The organism is Pseudomonas putida (assembly GCF_028682175.1).
In the GTDB taxonomy this organism is placed as follows: domain Bacteria; phylum Pseudomonadota; class Gammaproteobacteria; order Pseudomonadales; family Pseudomonadaceae; genus Aquipseudomonas; species Aquipseudomonas putida_AD.
In genome coordinates, this window is the sequence record NZ_JANHKS010000002.1 from 245,833 (window position 1) to 263,497 (window position 17,665).

General features: G+C 61.7%; 17 protein-coding genes. 15 read left to right on the top strand and 2 right to left on the bottom strand.

Features of this window, described 5'->3' with window-relative positions; genetic code table 11:
* Positions 1-85 precede the first annotated feature (85 nt).
* From NPS29_RS02715 to NPS29_RS02735, 5 genes are all read left to right on the top strand, one after another.
* Entirely contained in the window at positions 86-985 is a 900-nt protein-coding gene (locus tag NPS29_RS02715; protein WP_274130540.1) for an SDR family oxidoreductase, read from the top strand.
* Positions 982-2,775: a glycoside hydrolase family 15 protein gene (locus NPS29_RS02720; RefSeq protein WP_274130541.1), complete on the top strand. Its 1,794-nt coding sequence runs from the start codon at positions 982-984 to the stop codon at positions 2,773-2,775. Before NPS29_RS02715 ends, NPS29_RS02720 begins: the two co-directional genes overlap by 4 nt.
* 121 nt (positions 2,776-2,896) lie before the next feature.
* Positions 2,897-3,727 carry an exodeoxyribonuclease III gene (gene xth / locus NPS29_RS02725; protein WP_274130542.1) on the top strand — a complete coding sequence of 277 codons (831 nt, stop codon included), beginning with the start codon at positions 2,897-2,899 and terminating at the stop codon, positions 3,725-3,727.
* Between the two features lie 51 nt (positions 3,728-3,778).
* The gene (locus tag NPS29_RS02730) at positions 3,779-4,543 is read left to right on the top strand and encodes an alpha/beta fold hydrolase (protein WP_274130543.1); all 765 of its coding nucleotides are present in this window, start codon (positions 3,779-3,781) and stop codon (positions 4,541-4,543) included.
* A gap of 63 nt (positions 4,544-4,606) precedes the next feature.
* Positions 4,607-5,404: an SDR family NAD(P)-dependent oxidoreductase gene (locus NPS29_RS02735; protein ID WP_274130544.1), complete on the top strand. Its 798-nt coding sequence runs from the start codon at positions 4,607-4,609 to the stop codon at positions 5,402-5,404.
* A gap of 15 nt (positions 5,405-5,419) precedes the next feature.
* Here NPS29_RS02735 and NPS29_RS02740 read toward each other — a convergent pair whose 3' ends face one another.
* Positions 5,420-5,638, bottom strand: a complete 219-nt coding sequence (locus NPS29_RS02740; RefSeq protein WP_274130545.1) for a hypothetical protein — start codon at positions 5,636-5,638, stop codon at positions 5,420-5,422.
* Positions 5,639-5,859: 221 nt separating this feature from the next.
* Here NPS29_RS02740 and NPS29_RS02745 point away from each other — a divergent pair, with 221 nt between their 5' ends.
* From NPS29_RS02745 to NPS29_RS02765, 5 genes are all read left to right on the top strand, one after another.
* Positions 5,860-6,477, top strand: a complete 618-nt coding sequence (locus NPS29_RS02745; protein ID WP_274130546.1) for an isochorismatase family protein — start codon at positions 5,860-5,862, stop codon at positions 6,475-6,477.
* Between the two features lie 87 nt (positions 6,478-6,564).
* Positions 6,565-7,476 (top strand): LysR substrate-binding domain-containing protein, encoded by a 912-nt coding sequence (locus NPS29_RS02750; RefSeq protein WP_274130547.1) that lies wholly within the window; start codon positions 6,565-6,567, stop codon positions 7,474-7,476.
* A gap of 105 nt (positions 7,477-7,581) precedes the next feature.
* Positions 7,582-8,460 carry a pirin family protein gene (locus tag NPS29_RS02755; RefSeq protein WP_274130548.1) on the top strand — a complete coding sequence of 293 codons (879 nt, stop codon included), beginning with the start codon at positions 7,582-7,584 and terminating at the stop codon, positions 8,458-8,460.
* A 91-nt stretch (positions 8,461-8,551) separates the two neighbouring features.
* A complete protein-coding gene (locus tag NPS29_RS02760; protein WP_274130549.1) occupies positions 8,552-9,487 on the top strand; it encodes an alpha/beta hydrolase in 936 nt (311 codons plus the stop codon).
* Positions 9,488-9,535: 48 nt separating this feature from the next.
* Positions 9,536-11,056: a GMC family oxidoreductase gene (locus NPS29_RS02765; RefSeq protein ID WP_274130550.1), complete on the top strand. Its 1,521-nt coding sequence runs from the start codon at positions 9,536-9,538 to the stop codon at positions 11,054-11,056.
* Between the two features lie 90 nt (positions 11,057-11,146).
* Here NPS29_RS02765 and NPS29_RS02770 read toward each other — a convergent pair whose 3' ends face one another.
* Positions 11,147-12,001 (bottom strand): LysR family transcriptional regulator, encoded by an 855-nt coding sequence (locus tag NPS29_RS02770; RefSeq protein ID WP_274130551.1) that lies wholly within the window; start codon positions 11,999-12,001, stop codon positions 11,147-11,149.
* A 74-nt stretch (positions 12,002-12,075) separates the two neighbouring features.
* On the opposite strand from NPS29_RS02770, the gene NPS29_RS02775 reads away from it, so the two are divergent.
* The 5 genes from NPS29_RS02775 to NPS29_RS02795 all read left to right on the top strand — a co-directional run bounded on the left by NPS29_RS02775 (position 12,076) and on the right by NPS29_RS02795 (position 17,657).
* Complete coding sequence (locus tag NPS29_RS02775; RefSeq protein WP_274130552.1) at positions 12,076-13,068, top strand: DMT family transporter; 993 nt, start codon at positions 12,076-12,078, stop codon at positions 13,066-13,068.
* Between the two features lie 98 nt (positions 13,069-13,166).
* Positions 13,167-14,093 carry a LysR family transcriptional regulator gene (locus tag NPS29_RS02780; protein WP_274130553.1) on the top strand — a complete coding sequence of 309 codons (927 nt, stop codon included), beginning with the start codon at positions 13,167-13,169 and terminating at the stop codon, positions 14,091-14,093.
* A 123-nt stretch (positions 14,094-14,216) separates the two neighbouring features.
* Positions 14,217-15,497 carry a flavin-containing monooxygenase gene (locus NPS29_RS02785; RefSeq protein WP_274130554.1) on the top strand — a complete coding sequence of 427 codons (1,281 nt, stop codon included), beginning with the start codon at positions 14,217-14,219 and terminating at the stop codon, positions 15,495-15,497.
* A gap of 13 nt (positions 15,498-15,510) precedes the next feature.
* Positions 15,511-16,224: an SDR family NAD(P)-dependent oxidoreductase gene (locus NPS29_RS02790; protein WP_274130555.1), complete on the top strand. Its 714-nt coding sequence runs from the start codon at positions 15,511-15,513 to the stop codon at positions 16,222-16,224.
* 86 nt (positions 16,225-16,310) lie between these two features.
* The gene (locus tag NPS29_RS02795; protein ID WP_274130556.1) at positions 16,311-17,657 is read left to right on the top strand and encodes an MFS transporter; all 1,347 of its coding nucleotides are present in this window, start codon (positions 16,311-16,313) and stop codon (positions 17,655-17,657) included.
* Positions 17,658-17,665: the final 8 nt, after the last annotated feature.

The following is a 17,665-nucleotide window of genomic DNA, read 5'->3' on the forward strand; positions in this document are numbered from 1 at the left end:
TTTGCCATTGCGGCCCATCGGACATTAGGACTCAAGTTGGCGCAAACGCCATCAGATCCTTCAATGATTCGCAGGAGAATGCGTAATGGCGACCGAAAACCAATTCACGATGCAAAACCCACTGACCCAATACCCACAACCTGAATTCCCCAGGCAACCCCAGACCCCGCCAGGCACGGTGCATGAAATGCAGCCCGCCGCGGACCATGGCGAAACCAGTTACAAAGGGTTTGGCAGGCTGGCAGGTCGCAAAGCGCTGATCACCGGGGCAGACTCCGGCATAGGCCGCGCGGCCGCTATTGCCTACGCCCGGGAAGGCGCCGACATCGCCCTCAACTACTTGCCGGAAGAAGAAGCTGACGCCCGGGAAGTGGTCGCTCTGATCGAAGCCGAAGGACGCAAGGCGGTGTGCATCCCGGGTGACCTGAAAAGTGAAGCGTTCTGCAAAGAGTTGGTCAGCAAAGCATCGGAAGGCCTGGGCGGCCTGGACATCCTGGTCAACGTGGCCGGCAAGCAGATCGCGCAGAAATCCATCGCCGATCTCACCACTGAACAGTTCGATGAAACATTCAAGACCAACGTCTACGCCCTGTTCTGGATCTGCAAGGCTGCCCTGCCCTTGCTCAAGCCTGGCGCGACCATCATCAACACGGCATCGATTCAGGCCTATCAGCCCTCGGAAACGCTGCTGGACTACGCCCCGACCAAATCAGCCATCGTCGCCTTCACCAAGGCGCTGGCAAAACAGGTCATCAGCCAGGGCATTCGCGTCAATGCGGTAGCGCCCGGCCCGTTCTGGACGCCGTTGCAACCCAGTGGCGGCCAGCCTCAAGAGAAGATTCCCACATTTGGCTCCGAGACGCCTATGGGCCGTCCGGGTCAGCCCGCCGAATGCGCCCCGATCTACGTGCTGCTGGCCAACCAGGAGTCGAGCTACATCACTGGCGAAGTGTTCGGCGTAACCGGCGGTAACCCACTTCCATGAGTGTCCAGCGCACCATCTCGCCCCGTGAGAATGGCTACGTACCTCTAGACCAGTACATTGCCCTGGGTGACGGTCGATCCGTCGCCCTGTCGGCAACCGATGGCTCCATTGACTGGTGGTGCGCGCCCAACATGGACTCGCCACCGCTGTTTGACCGGGTGTTGAGTGCCGACAAGGGCGGCTTTTTCAGCCTGACGCCGCGCGAGGCCTTCACCATCGAGCGTGATTATCTGCCCGACAGCAACGTTGCCTGCACGACCTTCACCACGGCTTCAGGAAGTGTGCGTCTGACGGAGTCGCTCAACAGCGGCAATGCCGGGCGCTTGCCCTGGAGTGAATTGGCGCGGCGCCTGGAGGGCGTCGAAGGCGAAGTCGGGTTTGATCTGGTGTTCAAGCCAGGCACCCGTGCCGACACTGCAAGTCCCTGGATTCAGGACACTCAGCACGGCAAGGTATTTCACATCGCTACCTTGATGGTGATGCTACGCACCAGCCCCGAGGTTGAGATCACCGAGTACACCGATCGCCTGGTGAGGGCACGCTTCACGGTCGGCGCCGGGCGGCGGGTGACGCTGGCTCTGCTCGCCTCTGAGGATGAGCCGTTCGCGGTCCCCACTCTGGAGCAGATCGACGCCCGGATCGATTTGAGCGACGGCGCCTGGCGCGACTGGACCAAAACGCTGGACTTCACCGGCGCCTACGCCACCGAGGTGCGACGCTCAGCCCTTGCGCTGAAGCTGCTGCTCTACTCCCCAAGCGGCGCTATCGCCGCCGCCGCAACCAGCTCGCTACCGGAAAAAATCGGCTCCGACCGTAACTACGATTACCGCTATGCCTGGGTGCGCGATGCGGCGTACACGATCAAGGCCCTGCTGCGGGTCGGCGCGCTGCAGGAGGCCAAGGCTGCATTCGCCTGGCTCATCGGGGTGATTCGCAAGCACGGGCCACGCATGCATGTGTGTTACACCCTCGACGGTGATCGAGTGGACGACGTTCAGGAAATTCCTCTGTCAGGCTACATGGACAGCCGCCCTGTCGTGATCGGCAACTCGGCGTACGATCAACTGCAACTGAGCCTGTATGGAGACATTCTCGAAACCGCTTCGCTGTTCGTCGCCAAAGGTCATCTGCTCGACGAGGGCACGGCGCAATTGCTGCACAGCCTTGCCGACCAGTGCGCAGATGAATGGCAGACGCCCGACGCAGGCATCTGGGAGTTGCCGGAACAACGCCATTACACCATCTCGAAGATCGGCTGCTGGGTGGCCCTGGACCGCGCAAGCAAACTGGCCGACGCTGGGCAGATTCCCGACGGCAAAGCCCAGCGCTGGGCCAGGGAGCGCGACAGGATTCGCGACTGGATCGACGAGCACTGCTGGTCCGAGCGCAAGCAGTCCTACACCATGTATGCCAATACCGACCGCCTCGATGCGTCCGTGCTGCTGGCTGCGCGGTTTGGATTCGAACGCGTGGACCGGGTCATCCTCACCCGCGAAGCAGTCGCCCGGGAATTGTCGCGGGGCCCGTTGATCTTTCGCTACACCGGCGCCGAAGGAAAGGAAGGGTGTTTTCTCGCCTGCTCGTTCTGGCTGGTGGAAGCCTACGCGTTGCTGGGCCAGCGAGAACAAGGCCAGCACATACTCGAGGCATTGTTGAAACGGATCACGCCCAGCCATGGCGTGATGGCGGAAATGCTCGACCCCGATTCCAACCTGCCCCTTGGGAATTTCCCCCAGGGGCTCAGCCATTTGACACTGATACACGCAGCCCTGGCGTGCAACGGCGAATGACCTAGACAGCCTCGCCGATTCCCGCCGTTGTCTGGCAAGACTCACGCCGGCGATAAATCGCGAACTCCGTCACTCGCAAACCCTCAGATAAATAGGCTCGGACCAGTCGAAGGTGCGCAGAGTGGAAAACCTGAAGATCGCCACGTTCAACGTCAACGGCATCGGCGCCCGCCTGCCCAATCTGTTGCAGTGGCTGGACCGCGAGCAGCCTGACATCGTCTGTTTGCAGGAGCTCAAGGCACCCGACAAGGCGTTCCCGGCCAGCGACCTCGAAGCCGCAGGCTACGGCTCTGTGCACCTGGGCCAGACCTCGTGGAACGGCGTGGCCATCCTGGCCCGTGACTCCGAACCCCTGCTGATCCAGAAGGGCTTGCCAGGCGAGGAGGCGGATACCCAGGCGCGCTACATCGAGGCAGCGGCCCACGGCGTGATTGTCGCCTGCCTGTACCTGCCCAACGGCAACCCTCAGCCCGGGCCAAAATTCGACTACAAGCTGCGCTGGTTCGAACACCTGATCGAGCACGCGAAATCATTGCACGCCAGTGAACACCCTGTCGTGCTGGCCGGGGACTTCAACGTGGTGCCGACGGACGAAGACATCTACAACCCGCGCTCCTGGCTCAAGGACGCCCTGCTCCAGCCCGAGAGCCGGGAATGCTACAGCCGCCTGCTGGCTCAAGGCTGGATCGACTCGGTGCGGCACCTGTATCCGGACGAACGCGTCTACACCTTCTGGGATTACTTCCGTCAGCACTGGCAGAAAAACTCCGGCCTGCGCATCGACCACCTCCTGCTCAATCCAGCCCTGGCGCCTCGTCTGCAGGATGCCGGTGTCGACGCCTGGGTCCGCGGCGAAGAGCATCCAAGCGATCACGCGCCGACCTGGATTCGTCTCAGGGCTGCTGAAAACAAGCCTGCGAAGAAGACCCGCAAGAAGAGTGGATCCGTTTGAACTTTGGCAGTCTCGCATCGCTCAACTAGCAAACATCCACGAGTAACCGTCATGCTCCCGCATAGCATTCAAGGTCATGGGTCACCGGCGTTCGTCCTCATGCATTTTCTGGGTGGCTCGCATCGCACCTGGTCGCCAACCCTTCCCTACCTTGACCGCACGCATCTGTGCGTGGCACTGGACACGCCAGGTTTCGGTGATGCGGCACACGTTGAAGGCTACAGCGTGGAAGCGATGGCTGACCATGTGGATCGCTCAATCCGCGAGTTGGGCCTGACCGATTGCGTATTGGTGGGCCACTCCATGACAGGCAAGGTCGCGGTGGTTCTGGCGTCCCGACATCCCGCCTACCTGCGGGGCCTGGTGCTGGTCGCCCCCTCTCCTCCCGGCCCGCAGCCGATGACTGACAGTGAGCGTGACGAACAGCGTGCCTACGATAAAAGCCGGCCTGCCGCCGAGGCGTTCGTGGATGACTCCAGCGCCGTTCGGCTTTCCGATCACCTCAGGGAAATCGCCATCGCCGATGCCGAGCACGTCAACCTGGCCGCGTGGCGCGCCTGGGTTGACCATGGCAGCCGTGAAGACTGGAGCAGCCGCCTGGGGACGATGAATTATCCCGTGCTGCTGATCTGCGGCGGGGCCGACCAGCAAGTGCCCGGCCCTGACGAGCAACGCGCAACCACGCTTGAAGCCTTCCCGCACAGTCAGCTGGAAGTCATTCCCGAGGCCGGGCATCTGATGCCGCTGCAAACACCCCAGGCCCTGGCAAAGCTGATGCTTGCCTTCGCCAGGCGCATCGCACCTGGCGATCAATGAACACGCGCCCCTTGGGCACTTGCATGCCGAGCTGTCGGCACCATCAGTAACAACGAGGTGATTATGGATCTGGGAATCAAAGGCCGCGTCGCGCTGATCACGGGTGCGAGCGGAGGGATCGGGCTGGCCACTGCCAGGCAACTGAGCGAAGATGGCGTGCTGCTGGTGTTGAGTGACATCAAGCAGGACAAGCTGGAAGAGGCCTATGCGGGCTTGAACATAGACGCCCTCTTCGTCGCCGCCGACATGACCCGGCAAGATCAGGTCGAACGCGTCGTCAGCCAGGGCCGGGCGAAGTTCGGCAAGATCGACATCGTGGTCCACACGGCCGGCGTCACGGGGGCCAAGGGCGACCCACTGGAGTTGTCCGACCAGGACTATCTGGAAGCCTGGAACACTGACTTCTTCTCAGCCGTGCGAGTTGCACGCGCCACGATTCCTGACATGCGCAGCCGCAACTGGGGCCGCTTCGTGTGCATCACCTCGGAAAATGCCACCCAGCCCTATTGGGAAGAAGCGGTCTACAACACCGCCAAGGCATCGCTGGCAGCCTTCATCAAGAACCTGTCGTACAAGGAAGCTGCCCATGGGGTGATGTGCAACACCGTGGCCCCGGCCTTTATCGAAACGCCCATGACTGACGGCATGATGAAACAGCGGGCCCAGGAAATGGGCGTGTCGTTCGATGAGGCGATCAAAAGCTTCCTCGATGAGGAACGTCCGGGCATTGTGCAGAAGCGCCGTGGCAAGCCGGAAGAAGTCGCCGCGGCCATTGCATTGTTGGTGTCGGACCGCGCCTCGTTCATCAACGGCAGCAACCTGCGGGTCGATGGCGGTTCGGTGCAGGCGTTGCAGAACTGATCAACGCCTCCCAGTTCAATCGACACGCGAACCCGTGACCGACAGGGTCGAACGTCCTGCGATCCCGGGTTCGCTGTGCTCTACCGCCGGGCCCAGCAATCGGTAGTGGTGCATATGAAACCTGCTTTCGTCACCGCGCCCGTCCATCTGGGCCCGCAGCGCACTTTCCAGATGCCACTCACGTATGCGACGCAAACTCTCGACTTGCCGTTTTGATCGGGTATTGCTGGTCATCAGGCTCTCCTTGCCAGTCACCATGGGGACTTACAGGTAAGGCAGGGGCTCTTGGCAAAGGTTCGGAAAATTTGCCGCCTGATGAGATCGTCCAACAGGTTAGAAGCTGAGTTCGGGTTTCATGGGCTTCTGAGAGCGTTCCTTAAGCCGTAGCTTCTGTTCCACCACGACCACAAACGGGGTCGCCGGATGAAACCATTTCTACTCAAGAGGATGATGAAATGAGCCTACGCACCTATGAACCGCTCACCGCCGACAACGCCGCCCTGGTTCTGGTCGACCATCAGGTGGGACTGATGACCGGCGTTCGTGACTACTCCACTGGCGAGCTGAAGCACAATGTGGTGGCGCTCGCCAAGGCGGCACTGGCGCTGAAGCTGCCAATTGTCGTGACCACCACGGCGCGGGACAGCATGTGGGGGCCGACCTTCCCCGAACTGGTCGAGGCACTGCCCGGCATCGAAATCATCGACCGCTCCTCGGTCAACGCTTACGACGATGACCGCGTGGCCAGCGCCATCGAAGCCACCGGGCGCAGGAAGCTGATCTTCGCTGGCATCTCGCTTGAGGTCTGCGCCGCATTTCCGGCCATGACCGCCGTGTCGCGGGGTTACGATGCCTACGTCGCAGTCGATGCGTCCGGGACATTCAGCGACACCAAGCACCAGGTCGGCCTGTTGCGCATGATGCAGGCAGGGGTGATTCTGTCGGACTACGCGACCCTGATGGTCGAGATCCTCAAGGACAACGGCAGACCCGAAGCAGGGCCCGTCTATGGCGCGCTGGACATGCCATGGGCAACGCTGGTCGGGCAGATAGCCTCGGCCTACCGTGGCTGAAACTCCCTATAACGTCTCTGGAACAACCCGCAATTTACCGGCACACTCCCACCTCAGCGTCCAACCAGACGAACGATGAGGTGACGAGTGCTGGATCTCAACGACTTCTTTTTCTTTGTCCATGTGGTCGACCGGGGCGGCTTCACCGCCGCCGGTCGAACCCTGCAGATTCCCAAATCCACCCTCAGCCACCGCATCCAGCAACTGGAAACCAACCTGGGCGTGCGCCTGCTCAACCGCACCTCTCGCAAATTCGGGATGACGGACGCCGGGGCGGAGTTCTACCAGCACGCCGTGGCCATGCTGCGCGAGGCGGAGCTTGCCGAAAGCACGATCAGGCACCGCCTGACCGAACCCACCGGCACCATTCGTTGCACGGCGGGCAACGCGACGATGCAGTATGCGATGTCGGAAATCATCGCTGACTTCCTCGCTCAATACCCCAAGGTCAACGTCGTGTCCCATGCGGCAGACCGCACCGTGGATATCGTCGGTGAGAACTACGACGTTGCGGTGCGTGCCCATTCCGGCCCATTGCCTGACTCGGATCTGGTGCAGCGCACGCTGGCGCCGGCACCCTGGTTCCTGTTCGGCGGGGCGGCTTATCTGGACGCCAACGGCGAGCCCCGGACCCCTCAGGATCTGCACAAACATCCCGCATTGTTCATGGCCCGGTCGGGCGTAGCCCCGGTATGGCGCCTGCGTCATGCCCATCACGCCAGCGAGGAAGTGGTCATCCCCCTGGAACCACGGCTTCAGAGCGACGACATGACCGGCTTGCAGCATGCCGCGATCAGTGGCCTGGGCATTGTGGCGTTGCCGGGTTATGTCTGCCGGGCGGCGGTGCGATCAGGGGCCTTGCGACGGGTGCTGCCGGAATGGCTTGCCGGGGACTCCACCATCACGGCGCTCATTCCGTGCCGGCAGGGGCTGCTGCCGTCGGTGCGCGCCTTCCTCGACCATCTGGCCCGGGAGTTTCCGAAAAAGGTGCTGATGTAGATCGTCCATGAGGCTGGACGTTGAGTCCCGAAAACGACGGCTTCTCGGGATCCGGGTTCGCCTCTAGATTGGCCTTCGACACGACGCCAATCAGAGGGCTGCACCATGAATCACATCGCCACGCTTGAACCCGACATGCTCGTTGATCAACGACTGGGCGCAGTCGTTTCGGGCGTCACTCACACAATCGGTGAAGGCTTCACAGCGCTGCACTTTTCAGAAGCAATGTTCGCCACGCGCATGGATCCGCTGCTGATGGTGGACCACTTCGTGATGACCGCCCCCACCTTCGCGCCTCATCTGCACGCCGGTATCTCTGCGGTGACCGCGCTGTTCGAAGATTCACAGGGCGATTTTCTGAACCGCGACACCCTGGGTCATAACCTGGCCCTCAAGGCCGGTGATCTTTACTGGCTGGCAGCCGCCAGCGGCGCGGCCCATGAAGAAACCCCGGCGGCCAATGCCCGCGTCCACGCATTGCAACTGTTCGTCAATCTGCCGGCTCATCTCAAGCAGGCACCGGCGCGCACCCTTCACGTCACGGATGAGCAGGTCCCTGTGATTCACGCGCCGGGGCATCGTGTGCGAGTGGTGCTGGGCCGCAGTGGCGAGTCAACAGGCGCCGAAGGCACACCCGAGCCACTGACCCTGCTTGATGGTTTTCTGCAAGCGAACAGCGCCTTCACTCATGTGCTGCCCGAGGGGATGCAGGCCTGGATCTATGCAGTCAACGGTAACCTGGTCCTTCACTGCCAGACCGAAGAACGCAATATTGCTGCCGGTCACGCCACCACTGTGAGCGCCGGTTCCCGGATCGAACTGGCGATGAGTGCAGGCGAGGCGTGCCACTTCGTGCTGATCGCAGGCAAACCCATCGGCGAGCCCTTCATCAAACGCGGCCCGCTGGTGATGAGCACCGAGGAAGACATCCGTCGAACCCTCGCCAAGTACGCCAATGGCGGTTTCGGACAGATTCCCGCCTGATTCACGCCTGATCGCAATGCAATCGCGCCGCGCGGCCTCCTGACCGCGTGCAGGGGACCCTTTGCCCTCAACTTCATGCAGGTGACCGAACATGACCCACATCCTTGCCCCGGAACGCTTCACCACGCTGCACATTTCGCCTGAAGAGCGCCAGCGTGAATACGCCCTGCGGGAACAGTTCGCGCGGTTCTGGGCGACCACTCCAGGTGAGCCCAGAGCCGTTTATGACGCCTTCATCGGCGCCACGCCACTGGCGACCGGTACGACCCTGCACGCCATCGATGCCCCAGGCGCGAGTGGCTGGTGGGTGGCTCCCGCCGACGCCCTGCCCGGCCAGGTCCTGCTGTACCTGCATGGAGGCGGATACGTTCAAGGAAGCGCAGCTGCCTATCGCGGTTTTGTCAGCCAGATCGCCCGACGGACCCGCACCGCAGCGCTGGTCATCGATTACCCGCTCGCCCCTGAAAACACGTTCCTTCAGGCCACCGACGCCGCACTGGCAGCCTGGCGCTGGCTGATCGATCAGGGCTACTCACGCATCGCACTGGTGGGTGATTCAGCGGGAGGCGGCCTGGCGCTGTCGACACTGGCCACCCTTTCCCAATCTGCCGAAGCCATTGCGCCACTGGCGGGCGTGGTGTTTTCACCCTGGGTCGATCTGACCTTCAGTGGCAGTTCCATGACCGATCCGAACGTGGAAGACCCGCTGATCGGCCATGAGTATCTGAAGCAATGCGCCCGCCACTACCTGGTTGGAGCCGATCCAGCGGATCCGCGAGCCTCGCCCCTGTTTGCCTCTCTCGAAGGCCTGCCGCCGCTGCTGATCCAGGCCGGATCCGACGAGCGCCTGCTGGATGACTCACGCCAGTTCGCGGCGCGCGCGAGAAACGCGGGCGTGCAGGTCGATCTGGAAATCTGGGAAGGCATGCATCACGTGTTTCAGCTTGACCTTGCCCATCTGCACAGCAGCGCCAGCGCCCTTGATCGTGCCGCCAGCTTTCTGCGCGGCGCCTTCAGCGCGGCCTGACCTCATTCATCCATCAGAACAAACGCCCTGAAAACAAGGAGAAAGACCATGGCAACTGAACAGACGCTGGATCAGACATTCGACGTTATCATCGTCGGCGGAGGCTCTGCCGGAGCAGTGCTCGCCAACCGCTTGAGCGCGGACTCCTCACGCAGGATCCTGCTGCTCGAGGCCGGGCACGCCTACGCCCCATCCGAGTACCCGGACGTGCTCGCCAACGCCAATCGCGTCGGCGGTGATCCGGCACACGACTGGGGTTACCACACCTCGGATCATGCGGGGCTGGGGCACGACGTCAACGCATTGCGCGGCAAGGTGCTAGGGGGCAGTTCGGCGGTGAATGCCGCTGTGGCCATGCGTGCACGTGCTGCAGATTTCGACAACTGGACGCGCAAAGGCATCAAGGGCTGGTCCTTCGATGACGTCTTGCCGGTCTACAAGGCGCTTGAAAACACGCCCAGCGGAGACGACGCCTGGCACGGGCGCTCGGGCCCTTTCCCGATCCGCCAACGCAGCATGGAAGAAAATACCCCGTCGATGCAGGCGTTCACTCTCGCCTCTGAAGCGGCCGGCCTCAAGCGCATCAGCGACTTCAACGGCGCCGAGCAAAACGGCGTCTCGCCCTACCCGCTGAACGTGGTGGACGGCCAACGCATCAATACCGGCATGGCCTACCTGACTGACGACATTCGCCGTCGCCCGAACCTGACCATCCTGGGCAATGCAGAAGTGGACCTGGTCACGTTCGAAGGTCAGCAGGCCACCGGCGTACGCCTCATCGATGGCCAGACACTGTCGGCGCGGCGAGTGATCCTCTCGGCAGGCGCATTCGGCAGCCCGGCCATTCTTCTGCGTTCGGGTATCGGCCCAGCGGCCCACCTTGCCGAGCTGGGCATCCCGCTTGTCGTCGATGCGCCGGTGGGTAAAACCCTCAAGGAGCATCCCTTCTATTACAACGTGTACGCCCTGAAGCCGGAAACCAACTCGATGACACCGGCTGCCGGCGCGATCATCTGGACGCGCTCAAGCGAGGCGCAAGGCGACGCACTGGATCTGCACATCTCCGGGACACACATCTTCGACCCTGCGCAAAGCCCCACCGGGGGCGCCATCGTGCTGGCGTGCGCCGTCACCTTGCCCAGGTCCGTCGGCTCGGTGCGCCTGGCCAGTCGCGATCCGCGAGTGGCCCCCGTCATCCGCTATAACTTCTTCCAGGACCCCAGCGACCTGCGGCGCATGATGGAGGCCGTCAAGCTGTCCCGACGCATTGGCAGGACAGCGCCCTTCAGCGACACCGTCGCATTCGAAATGACCCCTGGGACCGAGATTCAGGACGATGAAGCGTTGAAGCAGGCAATCATCGCATCGGTGGACGGTTATGCTCACCCGACTTCCACGGTGCCCATGGGCGCCAGCGATGACCCCGCCGCCGTGGTCGACGAGAACGGCGCCGTGCGGGGAGTCAGCGGCCTGCATGTGGTGGATGCGTCGATCATGCCGGAGATCCCTTCGGTCGCGACCAACGTGACCACCATCATGATTGCCGAGGCCATCAGCAGACGGCTTTGACGCCCACTTTTCCTGGGGGGCGGGCCATCGCGGAAGACTCGGATTCGCGGTGGCCGCAAGGCCTTTTCTAAAGGTCGGGACGCCGTGCCCCTACATCCGGAACGACCGCTGCATCTCACGCGCCAGCAACTCCACAGCCTCATCCTCCCGGGAGGCCGGGTTGCGCATGAACACGATGTCGTGGTCAGGAATGACCGGCAACCCTTCGAGAATCTGCATGCGCTCGGTGACCTTGGCGCGGTCGATCACGCTGATGGCCAACCCCGCTTCCACACAGGCCTTGACCGCCTGATTGGAGTGGCTTTCCAGGACGATCCGCGAGCGGCGTCCGGATGCCTTCAGCGATTGGACCATGGCCTCACGGTAAGGGCATTGCAGCGCGTGAACCGCCAGCGGCAAGGGGTCATGCTGCGTCAACGCGGCGCTCGACGGCCCCACCCAGACCGGCGTGGTCGCCATCAGCAGTTGAGTGTCGGGCCCGATATTGCCCTGGGACTGAGCGATGACCGCCGTCTGCAATTTTCCACGCAGGATCAGCTCGCGCAGCGCATGGCTCGGCCCGGTCCTGAGTTCGAGTACCACGTTTGGCCAGGCCGCGCTGAACGTCGGCAAGATATCCCGGATCACGTGGGCCGCGTATTCGTCAGGCACGCCGACCGTGATGCGCCCTGCCAGGTCGGTCCCGTGCAGGTCGGCCAGCGCCTGATCGTGGCTGCGCAACAGTTCGGCGGTCGAGGTCAGCAGGCGCTTGCCCAGCAGCGTCAGCGAAATCGACTGGTTGTCGCGGTTCAGCAGCCGGCCGCCCGCCACCGCCTCCAGGCGCTGAATGTGCACACTGACCGCCGCCGGGCTTTTATGCAGGTGTTCGGCCGCGGCGCTGAATTTGCCGATACGCACCACCGCATGAAAGGTACGCAAGAGATCGATGTCGAGGATCGCCGTCATGGTTCAATACCTGTGAAGAAGTACTGCATGATATTTTGATTTATTAGACTACGCCTGTTCCGTAGTGTCTGGGAATGAGCCAGCACATTCCGATTCAAGACAACCCTCCCACACGCCACAGCAGGCGTCGGACACTGCCGCTGCCCTTGCTTGAGGCAGGGTTGCTGCTGACCTGGAGTTCCGGGTTCATCGGCGCGCGGTTTTCCATCGACTACGCCCCCGCCCTCCTTGTGGTGTTCTGGCGCTGCGTCCTGGTGTGCGTCCTGTTGTTGCCAGTCGTTTTCCGGTCACTGCGCCAGACGCCCTTTTCCGTCTTGCTGACCAATGCAGGCATCGGGCTGTTGGCGATGGCGGGGTATCTGACCGGGGTGACGAAGGGCATCGAACTCGGAGTGCCTGCCGGGCTTGCAGCGTTGTGTGCAGACTTGCTGCCGCTGGGCATGGCGGTGCTGGCCGCGCTGGCGTTGGGTGAGCGCCTGGGTCGGCAAGTCTGGCTGGGCCTGATCGTCGGCCTGCTCGGGGTGCTATGGGTCACGCATGATGCGCTGGTGCTGGGCGACGCTCCGCTGTGGGCCTACGGCTTGCCGGTGGCCGGCATGTTCTCGCTGGCGGTGGCGACACTCTGGCAAAAGCGCGTCCGTTCAGAGCCGATGGGTCTGCTGCCCAATCTCTGGGTCCAGTGTTTTGTCTCAAGCTTTGCATTCGCAGCCATCGAAGGCAGCCAAGGCAGCCTGGCCCCCATCCCCACCGCAGGCTTCGCGCTGAGCGTGCTGTGGACCGTGGCCCTGTCCACCCTCGGAGGGTACGGGCTGTACTGGGTGTGCCTGCGCCGGTCCAGCGCGACCCGCGTCGCCAGCGTGCTCTACCTAAGCCCGCCGATCACCCTGGTCTGGGCCTGGGCGATGTTCGGCGAGCCGCTGTCGTGGCAGATGGCGGCAGGGATGGCAGTCTCCGCCGTGGGGATCTGGCTGGTGATGCGCGCCGAAGCCCGAGGTGCTGTCAGCGCCGGTCAAACCCGATCAGTACCTTGCCCAAGTGTTGCGCAGGAGCAACAAAACGAAATTTGAACCTCTCAGGCGAATATCCTGCATCACGGATCAGACCCGCTTCGCGATACCACGAAACTGTGTCATGTTGATTTCATAATCGATGACGGATCTGCTCTATGACACTGCAACAACTCCACTACTTTCTAGCCGCCATCGAGCACGGTACGTTTTCCAGGGCAGCCGAGAGTTTGCACATTTCCCAGCCCTCGCTTTCCGAGCAGATCCTGCGACTGGAAGAACACCTCGGCACCCATGTGTTCATCCGCACTAACCGCCGCCTGGTCCTCACCGAAGCCGGGCGGCGCTTGCAGCCTTTTGCACAAGGTATGGTGACGGCGGCGCGCCAGGGCTATGAAGCGGTGCAAGCGGTGCGGGAGTTATCCGGCGGCGTGGCGAGTTTTGGCACCTTCGGCACGGCACACCATTATTTTCTGACCGACCTGATCGAACAGTTCCGAATGCAGCACCCGGACATGCGCATCAAGATCGTGGGCTACAACTCTTCAGAAATCGCTGAACTGGTCAGCCAGGGCGAACTTGAGGCGGGCCTGGTAATGCTGCCCATCAAGCAACAGAACCTGGCAGTCAGCGAACCGGTGTGGTCGGCCCAGGTAGGCTACATCAGCGCCGATCCTGAACGGCTCCAGGGTCCCAAGAGCATCAGTGACCTGGCCGTTGCGCCGCTTATCCTGACCGAGGCACGCTGGAGCACTGGCGACCCGATCCGCCGATTGTTGGCACAACTTGCTGCCAAGGGCGGCGAAGTGCTGGACCCGATCATCGAGGTTGAACATCAGATCACCGGGTTCGAACTTGCGGCACGCGGGCTTGGCGATGTCATTGCGACCCGTCCCATCCTGCACCAGTTAGGCTTCAACGACCGCCTCGGCTGGGTGCCCATTACCCCGCCAATCTTCGAAGTATTCGGCTTCATCCATCGGCACGACACCCCTATTTCGCCCCCCACCCGTGTGCTGATAAATCTGATGCGCAGCCACTTGAGCCGCATCCAGAATCTCTACGCCCATCTGGAATCCCTCTAGCCATAGGCGTTACCTATAGGACACACATGGGTTAGCCCATTCATCCGTCCATTTCCCGGACGGATACTCCAGCCACGGACGCCGACAACGGCGCTTCCAAGGTTCGAGGAATGGGGAGTCATAATGTCCAATCACTATTGCATCATTGGCGCCGGGGCAGCAGGCCTGGCAGCACTGAAGACCATGACCGACGCTGGTTTCCACGTGGACTGTTTCGAGAAGTCCGGCAATATCGGCGGCCACTGGAATACCGACTACGACGCCTTGCACCTGATTACCCCAAAGAGCAGCTCCTGCTTCGACGGTTTTCCGATGCCGGCGCATTACCCGGTGTATCCGAGCCGCGACCAGGTCAAGGCGTACATGAACGATTACGCCGACACCTTCGGCCTGCGTGAGAAAATCACCTTCAACACTGAAGTGCGCAGCCTCGTTCCGCTGGGTGAAACCGGCGAAGGCGGCTGGCAGGTGACGCTCGCCGACGGCACCAGCAAGCGCTACGCGGGGGTACTGGTCGCCAACGGCCACCTGTGGGACTGCAAGATTCCGGAAGTGGCCAGAGGCTTCACCGGGACATCCATTCATTCCGGCCAATACCGCAACGTCCAGCAGGTCAAAGGCAAGGTCCTGGTGGTCGGCTTCGGCAACTCAGGCTGTGACCTTGCAGTGGATGCCGCACAGGCCCGTCTGGACACCACCATCGTCATCCGTCGCGGCCAGCTGTTCCAGCCCAAGACCATTTTCGGCGTACCCCGTGGTGAACTGCCCTTCCTCGGGCAACTGCCGCCCGAGCAACAGAACATGGTCATGAACATGCTCATCATGGCCACCGTCGGCACGCACAAGAATTACCCAGGCATGCCGGAACCGGAAACCTACGACCTCGACGCCCAGCCACCGGTAGTCAACACCCTGTTGCTGTACTGGATCCAGCACGGCCGCATCAAGGTCGCCCCGGGCATCGAGCACATCGAAGGGAAAACTGTGACCTTCACGGATGGCAGCCAGGGCGACTACGACACCATCGTCTGGGCAACAGGGTTCAACACGCGCCTGCCGTTCCTCGACGAACGCTTGCTGCAATGGCGTGAGGGCGTCCCGCTACGCACTGCGGCGATGACCTTGCCCAACAATCTGGAAGGCCTGTTCTATATCGGCTTGGGCGCTCCCCGTGGCCCCCAATGGCCGGTGTATTGCGAACAGACCAAGCTGGTCATGCGTTTCCTCAAGCTGCGCGCTGCCGGCATGAAAGGCCTGGCAGCCAAATTCGCCAAGCTGCAACCGGCCGAGTCGCGCATCGATATCGTCAAACGCGAATGGCTGAGCAACTACCAGGACACCCAGCGCCAACTGGATGTCATGGAACTGGCCCTGCTGCCCCACTCCCTCCCTGAAATCGCCTGATCGGACGACAATCATGAACAATGCACCTCACTCTAGCGTCATCGTGACCGGCACCTCCTCGGGCATGGGCCAGGCTGTTGCACAGCGTTTCCAGAATGAAGGCTGGCACGTCGTCGCCGTCGATGTGACGCCGAGTCTGCAAGCCCCAAGCGCTCTGTTCTCGCCCGTCGTCGGAGACATTACCCGCGAAGAAACGCTGACCAGCGCCATCGACGCAGCCCTCGATGGCAAGGCGCCGCTGCGGGCGGTGGTCAACGCGGCGGGGATCTTCCCCACTTCGTCCCTGGACAGCTACAGCGAGTCGTTGTACCGAAAGATTTTCGACATCAACGTACTAGGCTCATTGAATATCGCCCGCATCGGCAGCCGTCACCTGAAAGCGGCCGGCGGTGGCGCCATCGTGTTTTTCGCCTCGGTCGATGCCTTCACCGTCTCGAAGAATCAGTTGCTGTACAGCGCCTCCAAAGCCGCAGTCGTGGCGATGACACGCTCGCTTGCCATCGAACTGGCCGACCACAACATCGTGGTGAACGCTCTCGCACCTGGCTGGGTTGACACCGAAGGAACCCGAGCCGGCGGGCGCATCCAAGCCGCCATCGAGTCCATCCCCTTGAAACGCGCGGCGCGCGTTGAAGAAATCGCAGAGTGGGTCTGGCAACTGAGTGCCAAACCTTCCTATATCACTGGCGAATCGCTATGCATCGCCGGAGGTGTATTCATGCGCTGACCTGAGCGCAGGCATCACGCGCCAGACGTGGGCCTGCTCCTCCTATTGACTGCTGCCTCACTACAATTATTCCAGAGGGCAATATCATGGGCCAAATACACGCTAGCGCCATTCCCGAGTTTTCCGACGATGCGCCAGTCGAACAATCACGTAAACGCCTGTCAAAAGCCGTCATCGGGGTAACACTCGGCAACATGGTCGAATGGTTTGACTTTGCGCTGTACTCCTCATTGGCAGGCATCATCGGCAAAACGTTCTTCCACTCTGATAATCACGCCACTCAATTGATGGCGATCTACGCCACGTTCGCCGCAGGCTTCCTGATCCGGCCACTGGGCAGCCTGATCTTCGGCCCGATCGGCGACAAATACGGGCGTCGTACCGCGCTGTCCCTCAGTATTTCGCTGATGGCCATCGCGACGTTCGCCATTGCCTTGATTCCCGGATATGCCAGCATCGGAATATTCGCGCCCATTCTCCTGGTACTCATGAGGCTGCTACAGGGTCTTTCTACCGGTGGCGAATACGGCGGTTCCTGCACCTTCATCGCTGAGCACAGCCCGGACAAGCGCCGCGGCTTTTTCACCAGTTGGCTGGAGTTCGGCAACATCTCGGGTTTCCTGATCGGCGGAGCCGTCGTCAGCCTGTTTACCCTCGCACTGGGTGAACAAGCGATGAGCGAATGGGGCTGGCGTGTACCGTTTGCCATCGGGGGCTTGCTGGGCCTGATCGCGCTGTATCTGCGACTGGGTCTGGAAGAAACCCCGGTGTTCAAGGAAATCCAGAAGAATGAGGCGTTGCAAAAGTCGACCTCTGGCGAGAAAACCAGTCTCTTCAGCCTGATGGTCAGCGAGTGGCCGCAGATGCTCAAGTGCATGGGGCTGGTAACCGTGTTCAACGTCACCTACTACATCGTGCTTGGCTATATCCCCGGTTACCTGGAAAACGTGCTCGGCTACAGCAACAGCTTCAGCCTTGCCCTGGGTCTGGCAGCCACTCTGTTCATGCTCGTGCTGATTCCGGTTTCCGGCCATCTGTCTGATCGTTTTGGCCGTAACCGCATGATTATCTGCGGCTGTGTACTGCTGATCGTGATGGCATTCCCCTGCTTCATGCTGCTGCATACCGGCAAGGTCGGGTTCCTGTTCGCAGCCTTGCTGACGCTGACACTGTCCCAGCTATTTTTCGAAGGTGCGATGCCGGCGACCCTGACCTCTCTGTTCGGTGCTCGCGTGCGCTACAGCGCCCTGGCCATCAGCTACAACCTTGCCGTGTCGCTCTTCGGCGGCACCGCCCCGCTCATCAACACCTGGCTGATCTCCACCACCGGCAATCAGATGATCCCGGCCTGGTACCTGATCGTGGGTGCCGTGGTCGGTTTGATAGCGATCCTGTTCGTCAAGGATTCCACCGGCAAACCCCTCCCAAAATGAGACACGAC